Annotated in this window: 13 protein-coding genes; all 13 read left to right on the forward strand. The window is 69.2% G+C overall.

Annotated features, from left to right (window positions below):
* Window positions 1-3: 3 nt before the first annotated feature.
* The 13 genes from IEV93_RS19835 to IEV93_RS19895 all read left to right on the forward strand — a co-directional run bounded on the left by IEV93_RS19835 (window position 4) and on the right by IEV93_RS19895 (window position 14,285).
* Window positions 4-1,587 carry a GMC family oxidoreductase gene (locus IEV93_RS19835; RefSeq protein ID WP_188492242.1) on the forward strand — a complete coding sequence of 528 codons (1,584 nt, stop codon included), beginning with the start codon at window positions 4-6 and terminating at the stop codon, window positions 1,585-1,587.
* Between the two features lie 113 nt (window positions 1,588-1,700).
* A complete protein-coding gene (gene dapB / locus IEV93_RS19840; protein WP_188493239.1) occupies window positions 1,701-2,453 on the forward strand; it encodes a 4-hydroxy-tetrahydrodipicolinate reductase in 753 nt (250 codons plus the stop codon).
* Window positions 2,454-2,470: 17 nt separating this feature from the next.
* Window positions 2,471-2,959: a hypothetical protein gene (locus tag IEV93_RS19845; protein WP_188492244.1), complete on the forward strand. Its 489-nt coding sequence runs from the start codon at window positions 2,471-2,473 to the stop codon at window positions 2,957-2,959.
* Window positions 2,960-2,962: 3 nt separating this feature from the next.
* Complete coding sequence (locus tag IEV93_RS19850; protein ID WP_188492246.1) at window positions 2,963-3,415, forward strand: flavodoxin family protein; 453 nt, start codon at window positions 2,963-2,965, stop codon at window positions 3,413-3,415.
* Window positions 3,416-3,493: 78 nt separating this feature from the next.
* Window positions 3,494-4,312: a thymidylate synthase gene (locus tag IEV93_RS19855; RefSeq protein WP_371873874.1), complete on the forward strand. Its 819-nt coding sequence runs from the start codon at window positions 3,494-3,496 to the stop codon at window positions 4,310-4,312.
* Entirely contained in the window at window positions 4,309-4,815 is a 507-nt protein-coding gene (locus IEV93_RS19860) for a dihydrofolate reductase (RefSeq protein ID WP_188492250.1), read from the forward strand. Before IEV93_RS19855 ends, IEV93_RS19860 begins: the two co-directional genes overlap by 4 nt.
* Window positions 4,815-6,056, forward strand: coding sequence for a winged helix-turn-helix domain-containing protein (locus IEV93_RS19865; protein WP_188492252.1), 1,242 nt, complete (start codon window positions 4,815-4,817; stop codon window positions 6,054-6,056). The genes IEV93_RS19860 and IEV93_RS19865 overlap by 1 nt, the downstream gene beginning before the upstream one ends.
* A 206-nt stretch (window positions 6,057-6,262) precedes the next feature.
* Window positions 6,263-6,754 carry a hypothetical protein gene (locus tag IEV93_RS19870; RefSeq protein ID WP_188492254.1) on the forward strand — a complete coding sequence of 164 codons (492 nt, stop codon included), beginning with the start codon at window positions 6,263-6,265 and terminating at the stop codon, window positions 6,752-6,754.
* Window positions 6,755-6,891: 137 nt separating this feature from the next.
* Window positions 6,892-7,644 carry an FAD-dependent thymidylate synthase gene (thyX, locus tag IEV93_RS19875; RefSeq protein WP_188492256.1) on the forward strand — a complete coding sequence of 251 codons (753 nt, stop codon included), beginning with the start codon at window positions 6,892-6,894 and terminating at the stop codon, window positions 7,642-7,644.
* Between the two features lie 37 nt (window positions 7,645-7,681).
* Window positions 7,682-8,587 (forward strand): 4-hydroxy-tetrahydrodipicolinate synthase, encoded by a 906-nt coding sequence (gene dapA / locus IEV93_RS19880; protein WP_188492258.1) that lies wholly within the window; start codon window positions 7,682-7,684, stop codon window positions 8,585-8,587.
* A complete protein-coding gene (locus IEV93_RS19885) occupies window positions 8,584-10,683 on the forward strand; it encodes a ribonuclease J (protein WP_188492260.1) in 2,100 nt (699 codons plus the stop codon). The genes dapA and IEV93_RS19885 overlap by 4 nt, the downstream gene beginning before the upstream one ends.
* Before the next feature lie 55 nt (window positions 10,684-10,738).
* Entirely contained in the window at window positions 10,739-11,359 is a 621-nt protein-coding gene (locus IEV93_RS19890) for a TIGR03085 family metal-binding protein (protein WP_188492263.1), read from the forward strand.
* 85 nt (window positions 11,360-11,444) lie between these two features.
* Window positions 11,445-14,285 (forward strand): DNA translocase FtsK, encoded by a 2,841-nt coding sequence (locus IEV93_RS19895; protein WP_188492264.1) that lies wholly within the window; start codon window positions 11,445-11,447, stop codon window positions 14,283-14,285.
* The last annotated feature ends 116 nt before the right edge of the window (window positions 14,286-14,401 follow it).

Raw genomic sequence — 14,401 nt, forward strand, 5'->3', positions numbered from 1 at the left:
CCCATGGCAGATCCGTTGCGCGACGACGCAGTGACCGCAGGAACGTTCGACTACGTCATCGTCGGCGGTGGGACCGCGGGGTGCGCACTGGCGGCTCGGCTCACCGAGGACCCGGAGGTGACCGTCTGCGTCCTCGAGGCCGGCCCCACCGACGTCGGCAACGACGACATCCTGGTGCTCAGCGAGTGGATGCACCTGCTCGACTCCGGGTACGACTGGGACTACCCGATCGAGCCGCAGGAACGCGGTAACGACTTCATGCGGCACGCCCGCGCCAAGGTGCTCGGCGGATGTTCCTCGCACAACTCCTGTATCGCCTTCTGGCCGCCCGCGGAGTACCTCGACGAGTGGGAACGATCCGGACTCACCGGGTGGGGTGCGGCCGACATCCATCCCCTGACCCGCCGGTTGGAGAACAACGACGCCCCCGGCGACCACGGGCACGACGGCCCGGTGCGCCTTCGCGACGTCCCGCCGCTCGATCCCTGTGGCGCAGCGATTCTCGAGGCCGCCGCCGCGGCCGGACTCCCGACGGTCGGCTTCAACCGCGGCGAGACGGTCCGCAACGGCGCCGGCTGGTTCCAGATCAACGCGGGTGAGGACGGCCTGCGCATGTCGACCTCGCACGCCTATCTGCACCCGATCATCGGGCAACGACCCAACCTCGAGGTCCGGACCGGGTGCTGGGCGCAGGGCATCACGTTCGACGGCGTCACCGCGACCGGCGCGCGATACCAACGCCCCGATCTGACCGGCTTCGACGTCGTCGGTGCACGCCGCGAGGTCATCGTGACCGCCGGTGCGATCGACACCCCGAAGTTGTTGATGCTGTCCGGGATCGGACCGGCCGCACAGCTGCGCGAGTTCGGGATCGATGTCCGGGTCGACCTGCCCGGTGTCGGGGAGAACCTCGACGACCACGTCGAGGGGCTGGTGTTCTGGGAGGCCGCGCAGCCCATGGTCACCGAGTCGAGCCAGTGGTGGGAGATCGGCGTGTTCGCCACCACGAAGGACGGCCTCGAGATCCCGGACGTGATGATGCACTTCGGGAGCGTCCCGTTCGACATGAACACCCTGCGGTGGGGATATCCGACCACCGACAACGGCTTCTGCCTCACGCCCAACGTCACCCAGGGGCTCTCGAGGGGCACGGTGAAACTCCGGAGCCCGGACTTCCGCGACCGCCCGCGCGTCGACCCGCGGTACTTCACCGACCCCGACCACCACGACGAGACCACCATGCTCGCGGGGCTCCGCCTGGCCCGCGACATCGCCGCGCAGACGCCGATGAAGCCCTGGGTGGCAGCCGAACTCGCCCCCGGACCCGACGCGGTGACCGACGACGAGTTGATCGACTACATGCACAAGACGCACAACACCGTCTATCACCCGGCCGCGACGGCGAAGATGGGTGTCGACTCCGACCCGATGGCGGTGCTCGATCCGCAACTGCGGGTCCGCGGCGCACAGCGTCTCCGGGTCGTCGACGCCTCGGCCATGCCCAAGCTGCCGTCGGTCAACCCCAACATCACGGTCATGACGATGGCCGAGAAGTGTGCCGATCTGCTCAAGGCGACCTACGCCTGAGGCCGACCGCGCCCGCCGGCGTCGCCGACCCGCACCGATAGAATCGCCTGACGTCCTCGGCGGTTGCCGCGGGACCTTCGACGACGAGGAGTCTGTGCGTGAGCAACGGCACTGTGGGTGACCGGATCCGGGTCGGCGTACTCGGCAGCGGCGGCAAGGTCGGGCAGGCCATCGTCGATGCGGTGTCCGCCTCCGACGACCTCGAGTTCACCGTCGGGATCGACAAGGACGACGACCGTGCCGCACTCGTCGACGCCGGCACGCAGGTCGTCGTGGACTTCACCCATCCGTCGGTCGTCATGGGCAACCTCGAGTTCCTGATCGCCAACGGGATCCACGCCGTGGTCGGCACCACCGGGTTCGACGACGACCGCCTCGACACCGTGCGCGGATGGTTGGGCGAGCAGCCGGGCGTCGGCGTCCTCATCGCCCCCAACTTCGCGATCGGTGCCGTGCTGAGCATGCGGTTCGCCGCGGCGGCCGCGCGTTTCTACGACTCGGTCGAGGTCGTCGAGCTGCACCACCCGCACAAGGCCGACGCCCCCTCGGGCACCGCGTTCCGGACCGCACGGCTGATCGCCGAGTCCCGGGCGCAGGCCGGATGTGCGCCGATGCCCGACGCCACCACCAGCTCGCTCGACGGTGCCCGCGGCGCCGACGTCGAGGGTGTCCGGGTGCACTCGGTACGACTCGCAGGCCTGGTCGCCCACCAGGAGGTGCTGCTCGGGACCGAGGGGGAGACCCTGACCATCCGCCACGACTCACTCGACCGCACCTCGTTCGCACCGGGTGTACTGCTCGGCGTGCGCCAGATCGCCGGTCGCCCCGGCCTGACGGTGGGGCTCGACGAGCTCCTGGACCTCTAGGCCGAGATGGACCTGCGATGAGCGGCGGCAAGCGCGACTTCTACACCCGCGACTCCCGACCGATCGTGCTGGTGATCGTGTTGATCGTCATCGCGCTGATCTTCTACATCGGGCTCCTCGGCTACCGCGGCATCGAACTGATCCAGGACGGATCGGTGGTCGGCATCGGACTAGGGGTCGGTGTCCTGCTGCTCCCGCTGTTGGGCATCTGGATGCTGGTCGCGACCCTGCGGGCCGGGATCACCCACCAGCGCCTCGGTCGTCGTATGCGGGAGGAGGGGCGGGAACTCGATGTCTCCTCGCTGCCTCGGCGTCCGTCCGGGCGGCTCGAACGCGACGCCGCCGACGAGCTCTTCGCCACCGTGCGCACCGAATGGGAAGCCGACCCGGACAACTGGCGCAACACCTACCGGATCTCGCGGGCCTACGACTACGCCGGCGACCGCACCCGTGCTCGCGCGATGATGAAACGTGCTGTCGCCCAGGAGAAAGCCGAGAGCTCCTGAGACATGGCCACCCTGCTGATCGTGCACCACACGCCGTCGCCGCACTGCCATGAGATGTTCTCCGCCGTCGTCGCCGGCGCGACCGACCCCGATATCGAGGGGGTCGACGTGCTGCGGCGGCCTGCGTTGACCGTCTCGCCCGCGGAGATGCTCGCCGCGGACGGGTATCTGCTCGGTACCCCGGCCAACCTCGGCTACATCAGCGGCGCGTTGAAGCACGCGTTCGACACCGCCTACTACCAGCTCCTCGACTCGACGCGGGGACGTCCGTTCGGGCTGTACCTGCACGGCAACGAGGGCACCGAGGGCGCACAGCGCGCGGTCGACTCGATCACCACCGGGCTCGGCTGGACCCGCGGCGCCGCCGACGTTATCGTCTCGGGCAGACCGACCAAGGACGATCTCGAGGCCTGCTGGAACCTCGGTGCCACGGTGGCGGCGGCGTTGATGTCCTGAGTCGTCCACGGCGGCGCCGGCGACATGTCCGCCGAGTCGCGACACCGGTCGACGCACCGCGGTTCTAGACTCTCAGGCGTGACCGTGTCCCACAGCGCAGCCGTCCCCACCCCGTACGAGGACCTGCTCGCGCTGGTCCTGCGTGACGGGGTCGCGAAGTCCGACCGCACCGGAACCGGCACGCGAAGCCTGTTCGGCCACCAGCTCCGGTACGACCTCAACGACGGCTTCCCACTGATCACCACCAAGCGCGTGCACCTCAAGTCGATCCTGTACGAGCTGCTGTGGTTCCTGCGGGGCGACTCCAACGTGCGGTGGCTGCAGGAGCGGGGCGTGACGATCTGGGACGAGTGGGCGGACGAGGCCGGTGAACTGGGCCCCGTCTACGGCGTCCAGTGGCGCAGTTGGCCGACACCGTCCGGCGACCACATCGACCAGATCTCGAACGCGCTCGCCCTGCTGAAGTCCGACCCGGACTCGCGACGCAACATCGTCTCCGCCTGGAACGTGGGGGAGATCCCGCAGATGGCGCTGCCGCCCTGCCATGCGTTCTTCCAGTTCTACGTCGCCGATGGCAAACTGTCGTGTCAGCTGTACCAGCGCAGCGCCGACCTGTTCCTCGGCGTCCCGTTCAACATCGCGTCCTACGCGCTGCTCACCCACATGATGGCCGCACAGGCTGGGCTGCAGGTCGGTGAGTTCGTCTGGACCGGCGGCGACTGCCACATCTACGACAACCACGTCGAGCAGGTCGAACTCCAGCTGTCCCGCGAGCCGTACCCCTATCCGACGCTGCGGCTCGCCGAGCGGTCCTCACTGTTCGATTACGAGTTCACCGACATCGAGGTCGTCGACTACCAGCACCACCCGGGTATCAAGGCGCCCGTCGCGGTATGACCGTCGCGCTCATCTGGGCACAGGGCAACGACAGGGTCATCGGGCGGGACAACACCATCCCCTGGCGCGTCCCCGAGGACGCCCGCCACTTCCGTGAACGCACCACCGGACATCCGGTGGTGATGGGTCGCCGGACCTGGGACTCGCTGCCGGATCGGTTCCGACCTCTCCCGAACCGGATGAACGTGGTGCTGACGACCGACGAGTCGTGGACCGCCGAGGGTGCGGTCGTCGCGCATGACCTCACCGACGCACTGCGTCGTGCCGTCGCCGCGGACCCGGAACTGACCGTCGTCATGGGAGGCGCGCAGATCTACGCCGCGGCGATGCCGTCGGCCGATCTGCTGATCGTCACCGAGATCGACGTCGACGTACCCGGCGGGGATGCGTTCGCCCCCGAGATCGACCCCTCGGTGTGGCAGCCGGACGACCTGGGCCAGTGGACGACGTCGGAGAAGGGGCCGCGTTACCGGTTCTGCGATTACCGCAGGATCGGTCGCTGATGGCCCGGATCGGTGAACGGCTGTCCATCGAGCGCGCGCGACGGATCGCTTTGGCTGCACAGGGTTTCACCGACCCACTCCCGTCCGGCCCCGCCACCCGTCGTCATCTGCAGCGGGTGCTCGCACGCACGCAGTTCCTACAGATGGACTCGGTCAGCATCGCCGTCCGTGCGCACTACATGCCGTTGTTCAGCCGACTCGGGCCCTACGATCGCACCCTGCTCGACCGGGCCGCCGGTGAGTCGACGGTGCGGGCGCCGCGACTGTTGGCCGAGTACTGGGCGCACGAGGCCGCACTGATACCGGTGGATGACTGGCCACTGTTCGGGTGGCGGATGGCCGATTACCGGTTCGGCCGCTACGGCTCGGCCGTCGACGAACCGCCCGAACGCACCGCGCTGCGTGTCGAGATCGCCAGGGCCATCGATGATCTGGGTCCGTCCACGGGCGGCGAGTTGGAGGAGTACCTCGGACGCCGCCGACAGGGACCGCGCCGCGGGACCTGGTGGGATCGCAGCGAGGTCAAGCATGTCTGCGAGGTGATGCTGGCCGCGGGGGAGCTCTCGGCCATCCGCCGCGGCGGCTTCAACCGTCATTACGACCTGGCCGCGAACATCGTGGGTCCGGAGATCGCGGCGACCGTGATCGACCGTTACGTGGCCATCCGCGCGCTGGTGGGCAAGGCCGCCGGCGCCCTCGGCGTCGCCACCGAGACCGATCTGCGCGACTACTACCGGCTCCCGGTCTCCGACGCCCGGTCGGCCGTCGCCGACCTCGTCGACTCCGGGGACCTCGTGCCGGTGGAGGTCGACGGCTGGGACCGACCGGCCTTCGTCGATCCGGGTGCGCGGGTTCCCCGACGGGTGGAGCGATCGGCGTTGCTGGCGCCCTTCGACCCGCTGGTGTTCTTCCGTCCCCGCCTGCTGCGTCTGTTCGACACCCACTACCGCATCGAGATCTACGTCCCCGAACACAAGCGGGTCCACGGGTATTACGTGTTCCCGTACCTGCTCGACGAGACCATCTGCGCCCGTGTCGATCTCAAGGCCGAACGCGCCGACGGGGTGCTGGCCGTCCTCGGCGCGTTCGCCGAGGAGGGGGTCGATCGCGGACACGTCGCGTCGTGTCTGGCCGCAGATCTCGTGTCGATGGCGACGTGGCTGGGCCTCGACGGTGTGCGCGTCGGGACCCGGGGTGATCTCGCAGCCGGGTTGCGCGCGGCCCTGCGCAGCCTCAATTGAGCCCGGGGTGGAGGCCATCCCCGCGATCGGGCGGTCCTCGCCGATTAGCTCGTGACATTCACTAACTGTTTGCCATCCGTATTCCCCTGCGCCCCATCGGAGATGGCGCGAGTTGCTACTGGCGCAACGCCGGTGTCGTAGGGCACAATCATCGCGTTGGTACTGCAGGGGACCAGGGAGTACCACGGAAGACCAGGGGGAAACACATGCGTTTTGTGCCGGCGGCTTCGCGTCGCACCACACCCGTTCCGGCCGCGACACCGGCCACCCACACCGGCGAGACCCGCGAGGCACTCATCGCGCACGCTGCCGCACACGGATGGGATGTCGTGGGGCACCGGTGGCTGCGGATGACCCGGGGCACCGTCGTCGTCGAGGTGTGGTTCGCCGACATCTCGTCGCGAGTCGTCCGCGCGCGCCACACGATCGGCGACGTACAGATCCGCGAGATCGACATCGTCCACAACCGTGAGTACCGGATGTCGCTGGGCGCCCTGGTCATGCAGTGGCTCGGGGTCCGCGATCCGGAGACCAGCCCGGCCCGCCCCTCGTCGCGGCGCGGCCCGGCCGCGCAGTCGTCGGAGTTCGAGGCCATCAGCGCGACCCTGGCCGGTCGGCCCGGCGCGTCGGCGCCCGTGATCCGCGGGCTCGCGCCGCGCGCCTCGAACTGGGTGCGCACCGACCTCAGCCCCGCCTGAACGACTCCACGGCGGACGCGGACCCGGGGGCGGCGACAGCCGGTCGCGGTCGGCGCGGGACAATCGACTCCTGCGCCGTGTGGCTGTGCTCGGTGAGCGCGGCGGCGGTGCCGCCGATCTGATCCGAGGAGTCGAAGGTGTCGCAGTTGGTCCCGTTGCAGGTGCACATGATCGCGCACACGCAGTTCCACGCCCCGGCGGAGGTCGACTGGTCGACCGATGTCGACGGCGGCGAGGCGCTCGTCGAGTTCGCCGGACGGGCCTGCTATCAGAGTTGGGACAAGCCGAACCCCCGCACCGCGACCAACGCCGCCTACCTCCGCCACATCCTCGAGGTCGGGCATCTGTCGCTCCTCGAACACGCGTCGGTGACGTTCTACATCACCGGGATCTCCCGATCCTGCACGCACGAGCTGATCCGTCACCGCCACTTCTCGTACTCGCAGCTGTCACAACGCTTCGTACCCGAGCATGATTCGAACGTGGTGTGCCCACCGGCAATTCGGGGCGACGAGGAACTCGAGGCACTGTTCGTCACGGCCACCGACGCCGCCCGCGCCGCCTACGTCGAGCTGCTGGCCGCGTTGGAGGCCAAGTTCGCCGATGTGCCCAACGCGATCCTGCGCCGCAAGCAGGCCCGCCAGGCCGCCCGCTCGGTCCTGCCCAACGCCACCGAGACGAAGATCGTCGTGTCGGGCAACTACCGGGCGTGGCGCCACTTCGTCGGTATGCGCGCGACCGAGCATGCCGACGTCGAGATCCGGCAGCTCGCAATCGAATGTCTGCGTCAGTTGTCGACTCTGGCACCCACGGTTTTCGGCGATTTCGAGATCGGGACGCTCGCCGACGGCACCGAGGTCGCGACTTCTCCGTTCGTCATCGAGGGTTGAGGGGGATGCGATGTCGTCGGACGGTAGCCTGACCACCATGAACAGCGGCCATACGCAGCACGGGCTGCATCCGTTCGGAACCGTGGGTGTCGCGATGGTGACCCCGTTCGCGCCGGACGGCAGCCTCGACATCGGCAAGGCCGTCGAACTCGCGACGCACCTCGTCGATCGCGGAGTCGACGGGCTCGTCGTGTCCGGTACGACCGGCGAGTCGCCGACGACCACCGTCGACGAGAAGCTCGACCTGCTCAGCGCGGTGCTCGACGCAGTGGGCGATCGTGCCCGCATCACCCAGGGCGCGGGTAGTTACGACACCGCCGAGAGCGTCCGCTTCGCGATCGAGGCCGCCGCGCGGGGGGCCCACGGTCTGCTCGTGGTCACGCCGTACTACTCACGGCCGCCGCAGACCGGGTTGCTCGCGCATTTCACCGCGATCGCCGACGCCACCGAGCTCCCGGTGCTGCTCTACGACATCCCGCCCCGGTCGGTCGTGCCCATCGAGCACCGCACGCTGCTCGAGCTCGCACGCCACCGTCACATCGTCGGCGTCAAGGACGCCAAGGGAGACCTCAACTCGGCCGCCGCACTGATGGCCGACGCGGGTCTGGAATATCTGTCCGGTGAGGACGCCCTCAACCTGCCATGGTTGGCGGTCGGCGCATCCGGATTCGTCTCGGTGATCGGCCATCTCGTGCCCGATCGCCTTCGTGAGCTGCTCGAATCGGTCGACAAAGGCGACATGGTCCGAGCCCGCGAGATCAACCTGTCACTGATCCCTCTCGTGAATGCGATGGGTCGCCTCGGAGGAGTCACCATGGTCAAGGCCGCACTGCGCATCATCGGACTGGACGTGGGTGATCCGCGGTTGCCGCAGATGCCTGCGACCGGACCGCAGATCGAAGCTCTCATCGCCGATTTGCGTGCAGCGCAGGTTCTTTCGTGACCGAGACCCCGAACGCCGGACGCCGCCCCCGACGCGCTGCCACTCGTCGCAGCGGCCCGCCCGAACCCACCCCCGAGGTCACCGAGACCGCGGCGCCGGCCGCGAAGGCCGAGCCGGTGGTCGCCGATGCACCGGTGGAGACTCAGTCGTCGTCCTCGGCCCCGGCCGAGCAGTCCTCGGCCCCGTCGAGGTCACGGCGTCAGAAGTCCGCGTCGGCGAAGACCGCGCCCGAGAAGTCGGCGCCCGGTAAGTCGGCGCCCGCGAAGGGATCCGGTGACCGGGCCCCGGCGAAGTCGTCGCGATCGGACAACCGCAAGGGCGGCGGCAACCGCCGGTCCGAGCCCGGCCGCGACCGCTCACCCCGCGCGGCGTCGCAGCCGATCGGTGACGCCACCGACCGCCTCGGTCTGCCGAACAAGCTGCCGCGCGGCGGCCTGCGCGTGGTCGCGCTCGGTGGCATCGGTGAGATCGGCCGGAACATGACCGTCTTCGAGTTCGACGGCAAACTGCTCATCGTCGACTGCGGCGTGCTGTTCCCCGAGGACCAGCAGCCCGGCGTGGACCTGATCCTGCCCGACTTCCGCTACATCGAGGACCGGATGGACGACGTCGTCGCCATCGTCCTCACCCACGGTCACGAGGACCACATCGGTGCGGTCCCGTTCCTGCTCCGCCTACGCGCCGACATCCCGGTGATCGGCTCGCGCTTCACCCTCGCCCTGCTCGCCGCCAAGTGCCGCGAGCACCGCCAGCGTCCGAAGCTGGTGCAGGTCACCGAGGGTGAGACGTCGAAGTACGGGCCGTTCGCGCTCGAGTACTTCGCGGTCAACCACTCCATCCCGGACGCACTCGCGATCGCCATCCGCACCCCGGCCGGCCTCGTCCTGCACACCGGCGACATCAAGCTCGACCAGCTGCCCCTCGACGGCCGGTTGACCGACCTCGCCGGCTTCAGTCGCCTCGGCGACGAGGGCGTGGACCTGTTCCTGGTGGACTCCACCAACGCCGAGGTCCCCGGGTTCGTCACCCCCGAGCGCAACATCGGCACCGTTCTGGACCAGGTCATCGGCAAGGCCAAGCAGCGCGTGATCGTCGCGTCGTTCGCCAGCCACGTGCACCGCATCCAGCAGGTCGTCGACGTCGCGGCGGCCCACGACCGCAAGGTCTGCTTCGTCGGGCGGTCGATGGTGCGCAACATGCAGATCGCCCAGGAACTCGACTACCTCCGCGTGCCCGACGGCGTGGTCGTCGAGATGGACGCCGCGGCATCGCTTCCCGACCACCGGGTCGTGTTGGTCTCCACCGGCTCCCAGGGCGAGCCGCTCTCGGCCCTGTCGCGGATGGCGCGCGGCGAACACCGCCAGATCAACATCCGGGCCGACGATCTCGTCGTGCTCGCGTCGTCGCTGATCCCCGGCAACGAGAACTCGGTCTTCGCGGTCGTCAACGGTCTCGCCAAGCGCGGTGCCACCGTGGTCACCCAGCAGAGCGCCAAGGTGCACGTCTCCGGACACGCATCGGCCGGCGAGCTGCTCTACCTCTACAACGCGGTCCGCCCGTCCAACGCGATGCCGGTACACGGCGAATGGCGCCACCTGCGTGCCAATGCCGCGCTGGCCGAGGCCACCGGCGTCGACCCGGATCGGGTCGTGCTCGCCGAGGACGGCGTCGTCGTCGACCTGGTCGACGGCCGCGCGAGCATCGTCGGACGGGTTCCGGTCGGGTTCGTCTTCGTCGACGGCCTGTCGGTCGGCGACGTGGGGGAGTCGACCCTGTCGGAGCGTCTGGTCCTCGGCGAGGGCGGCTTCATCGCCATCACCGTGGTGATCGACGCCGCGGACGGAACGCTGGTCAGCACCCCCGAGGTCTCCGGCCGCGGCTTCTCCGACGATCCGGCGGCGCTGAAGGAGGCCTCCGACATGATCCACACGTCGCTGTCGGAACTCGCGGCCGAGGGCGTCACCGACACCCACCGCATCGCGCAGATGATCCGACGCTCGGTGGGTCGTTGGGTGGCCGACACCTACCGCCGTCGCCCGATGATCGTGCCCACCGTGCTGTCGGTCAACACCGATCCGGCCAAGAAGAAGCGCTGAGACGACCGCACGGTTCGCCCGATGGGACGGGCCGTGCGGACGTTAGGGTCGACAGATGACCGCTGCACGCGCCGAACGCGCCGCTCTCGTCGAGACCCTGCGCCTGTCCGGGCCGGACGCACCCACCCTGTGTGAGGGGTGGGCCACCCGGGACATCACCGCGCACATGGTGATCCGCGAGGCACGGCTCGACGCCGCCCCGGGGATCCTCCTGCCGCCGTTGGCGGGATACACCGAACGGGTCCAGAAGGGGTACGCCCGGCGAGACTGGACCGGTCTGGTCGACCAGCTCGCGGCGGGACCGCCCTGGTACTCGCCGCTGCGTCCGCTGGACCGATTCGTCAACGCCGCGGAGATGTTCGTCCACCACGAGGACGTCCGCCGGGCGGTCGCCGGCTGGACGGTCCGACCGTTGGACCCCGACCTGACCGCCGCCCTGCGACGTCCCCTGCCGTTGATCGCGAGGAAGAGCCTGGGTTCGGCGCCCGCACGGGTGGAGTTGCGCACCCCAGACGGCGCCACGGTCACCACGGTGGGTTCCGGCCCGACGGTCACCGTCACCGGGGAGCCGGGTGAGTTGTTGCTGTTCGCATTCGGTCGCGACGAGGTCGCCTGCGAATTCGCCGGGGACGAGGACGCGATCGCCGCGGTGAAGGCCTCCGACCGCAGTGCCTAGTGTCCGGGTCACAAAAGGGACACGCCCCCGGTAACCAGTGAGGCGCACGAGGCTTATGTGACGGATGCGGTTTATCCTGAGCGGCATGAGCCCCAAGTCCTCGGCCCGCGGTTCCACTGCGGCCGCGAAACGCACCTCGTCGGGGTCGTCGACTCGCCGCGCCGCCGGAAAGCCCAGTTCAACTGCTTCGTCGACCCGTGCACGGTCGGCCTCTGCGGCCGGTAGCCGATCCTCCGGTTCCCGCGGGGCCGCCACACGCGCAACCGGGCGTACCGCTGCGAAGCGGGCACCGGCATCGACCCGTCCCACCGGCAGGTCCCAGACCGCCCGCACGGCCGCGATCGCGCCGACCGACGAGGCCCCTCGCGGCTCGGTCGTCCGATCGGTCGGTCGCGGTGTCGGAGCCGGGTGGCTGATGATGGCCCGCGGCGTGGGCGGCATGGCCCGGGTCGGATCCGCTCCGCGCAGCGGGCGACCGACGAGCCGTGCCGACGTCGACGACCGGTACGACGACCTCGAGATCCCCGATCTCGACTTCGACGACGACGATCTCGCCCCCGATGTCGCGACGCCGTCACCCGAACACACCCACCGTCGCGACGGGGTCGCGCTGGCGCTGATCGCCGCCGCCATCCTGATCGGTGCCGGAGTCTGGTTCCACGCCGCCGGTCCGATCGGTGCCTTCGTCGACACCGCCGTCCGCTCGATCGTCGGGCAGGCCGCGTTGCTGGTGCCGGTGGCGGCCGCGGGTCTGGGCGTCGCGCTGATGCGTCGCGGTCCCAATCCGGAACAGCGCGGACGCCGCATCGGCACCGCACTGCTGATCGGTCTCCCCGTGTTGGGCCTCTGGCATCTGGTGGCCGGTGCGCCCGTGGCGTTCGACGGGCGTCTGCAGGCCGGTGGCTTCCTCGGTTTCGCCGCCGCGGGACCGCTCACGAGCGGGCTGACCGTCTGGGTGTCGATCCCGATCCTGCTGCTGTGCATCGTGTTCGGCGTGCTGCTCGGGCTGCGGCTGACCGTGCGCGAGGCGGTCGACCGTTCGCGGGACTACCTGGGGATCGGTCGTCTGCGTGACGACCTCGACGACCTCGACGAGCTGGGGCCGGAGCGTTACGACGACGACCGGCACGACGATCTCGCCGAGGCCCCCTACGGCGGGGACCCGTACGCCAACTACCCACCGGACGACACGGTCGACGACATCGCGCCGACCACGCGGTTGCGTCGACGCAGCGGCGTCACCGCCGGCGACGCCCTGACCGAACCGCTCATCGACGACGGTGTCCGCGCCGCGCCGCCCGCGGAGGCCGCGCAGCCCACCGAGGCGGTCACCCGTCGACCCAGGCGTGCCGCCGCCGCCCCGAAGAAGGCGGCCCCGGCACCGGTCGTGCCGGCCGCCGACGAGATGGAGGAACTCGTCGAGCGCGCCGTCGAGGGCGACTACCGGTTGCCGCCCGCGTCGCTGCTGATCGACGGTGACCCGCCGAAGATGGGCAGCGCCGCCAACGACGACATGATCGACCGGATCACCGCGGTGCTCGAACAGTTCAAGATCGATGCCGCGGTCACCGGCTTCACCCGGGGCCCCACGGTCACCCGGTACGAGGTCGAGCTCGGCCCCGGTGTGAAGGTCGAGAAGATCACCGCGCTGGCCCGCAACATCGCCTACGCGGCGGCCACCGACAACGTCCGTCTGTTGGCCCCGATCCCGGGCAAGTCGGCCGTGGGCATCGAGGTCCCCAACAGCGACCGCGAGATGGTCCGTCTCGCCGACGTGCTCAAGGACCCCTCAACCCGCAAGGACTCGCACCCGCTGGTCATCGGTCTGGGCAAGAACATCGAGGGCGAGTTCGTCAGCGCCAACCTGGCGAAGATGCCGCACCTGCTGGTGGCCGGTTCGACAGGCTCGGGCAAGTCCAGCTTCGTGAACTCGATGTTGGTGTCGCTGCTGACCCGTGCGACACCCGACGACGTCCGGATGATCCTCATCGACCCCAAGATGGTGGAACTGACGCCCTACGAGGGCATCCCGCACCTGATCACGCCCATCATCACCGAGCCGAAGAAGGCCGCCGCCGCACTGGCCTGGCTGGTGGAGGAGATGGAGCAGCGCTACCAGGACATGAAGGCCTCACGGGTCCGCCACATCGACGACTTCAACTCCAAGGTGCGCTCCGGCGAGATCAGCACGCCGTTGGGATCGGAGCGGGTCTACCGTCCCTACCCCTACATCCTCGCGATCGTCGACGAGCTCGCCGACCTGATGATGACCGCACCCAAGGACGTCGAGGACGCGATCGTCCGCATCACCCAGAAGGCCCGCGCCGCGGGCATCCACCTCGTGTTGGCCACGCAGCGACCATCGGTCGACGTCGTCACCGGTCTGATCAAGACCAACGTCCCCTCGCGTCTGGCGTTCGCGACCTCGTCGCTGACCGACTCGCGCGTCATCCTCGACCAGCCGGGCGCGGAGAAGCTGATCGGCATGGGTGACGGGCTGTTCATCCCGATGGGCGCCAACCGTGCGATCCGTATGCAGGGTGCGTTCATCACCGACGAGGAGATCTCCGCGGTCGTGGAGTTCGCCAAGGAACAGGGCGACCCGCAGTACCAGGAGGGCGTCACGGCACAGAAGGTCGCCGACTCCAAGGACATCGACGGCGACATCGGAGGCGACCTCGACGATCTGCTGCAGGCCATCGAACTCGTCGTGAGCAGCCAGTTCGGATCGACGTCCATGCTGCAGCGCAAACTGCGGGTCGGATTCGCCAAGGCGGGCCGGCTGATGGACCTGATGGAGACCCGCGGGGTCGTCGGCCCGAGCGAGGGATCGAAGGCGCGCGAGGTGTTGGTGAAGCCGGAGGATCTCGCCGGTGTCATCGCCTCGATCAACGGTGGCGTGGCGGGCGGCGGCGACGCCGACTGATCACCCCGTGACGGATTTGCCCGAACCCGAAAGCCTCTGACCTGTGCATGTGGCAGCACCGTCGGGCCAAAGGTAAAGTAAATTTTGCTTTCGAGGGGAGTATCCCTGTCGCGGCG

The sequence above is a fragment of the Williamsia phyllosphaerae genome, from assembly GCF_014635305.1.
Classification (GTDB): Bacteria; Actinomycetota; Actinomycetes; order Mycobacteriales; family Mycobacteriaceae; genus Williamsia_A; species Williamsia_A phyllosphaerae.

Excerpts from the sequence above, each read along its gene's own strand:
- dapA (WP_188492258.1), top strand. The coding sequence starts at position 7,682 with ATGAACAGCGGCCATACGCAGCACGGGCTGCATCCGTTCGGAACCGTG.
- IEV93_RS19895 (WP_188492264.1), top strand. The coding sequence starts at position 11,445 with ATGAGCCCCAAGTCCTCGGCCCGCGGTTCCACTGCGGCCGCGAAACGC.
- IEV93_RS19850 (WP_188492246.1), top strand. The coding sequence starts at position 2,963 with ATGGCCACCCTGCTGATCGTGCACCACACGCCGTCGCCGCACTGCCAT.
- IEV93_RS19865 (WP_188492252.1), top strand. The coding sequence starts at position 4,815 with ATGGCCCGGATCGGTGAACGGCTGTCCATCGAGCGCGCGCGACGGATC.
- IEV93_RS19870 (WP_188492254.1), top strand. The coding sequence starts at position 6,263 with ATGCGTTTTGTGCCGGCGGCTTCGCGTCGCACCACACCCGTTCCGGCC.
- IEV93_RS19845 (WP_188492244.1), top strand. The coding sequence starts at position 2,471 with ATGAGCGGCGGCAAGCGCGACTTCTACACCCGCGACTCCCGACCGATC.
- IEV93_RS19835 (WP_188492242.1), top strand. The coding sequence starts at position 4 with ATGGCAGATCCGTTGCGCGACGACGCAGTGACCGCAGGAACGTTCGAC.
- IEV93_RS19890 (WP_188492263.1), top strand. The coding sequence starts at position 10,739 with ATGACCGCTGCACGCGCCGAACGCGCCGCTCTCGTCGAGACCCTGCGC.
- IEV93_RS19860 (WP_188492250.1), top strand. The coding sequence starts at position 4,309 with ATGACCGTCGCGCTCATCTGGGCACAGGGCAACGACAGGGTCATCGGG.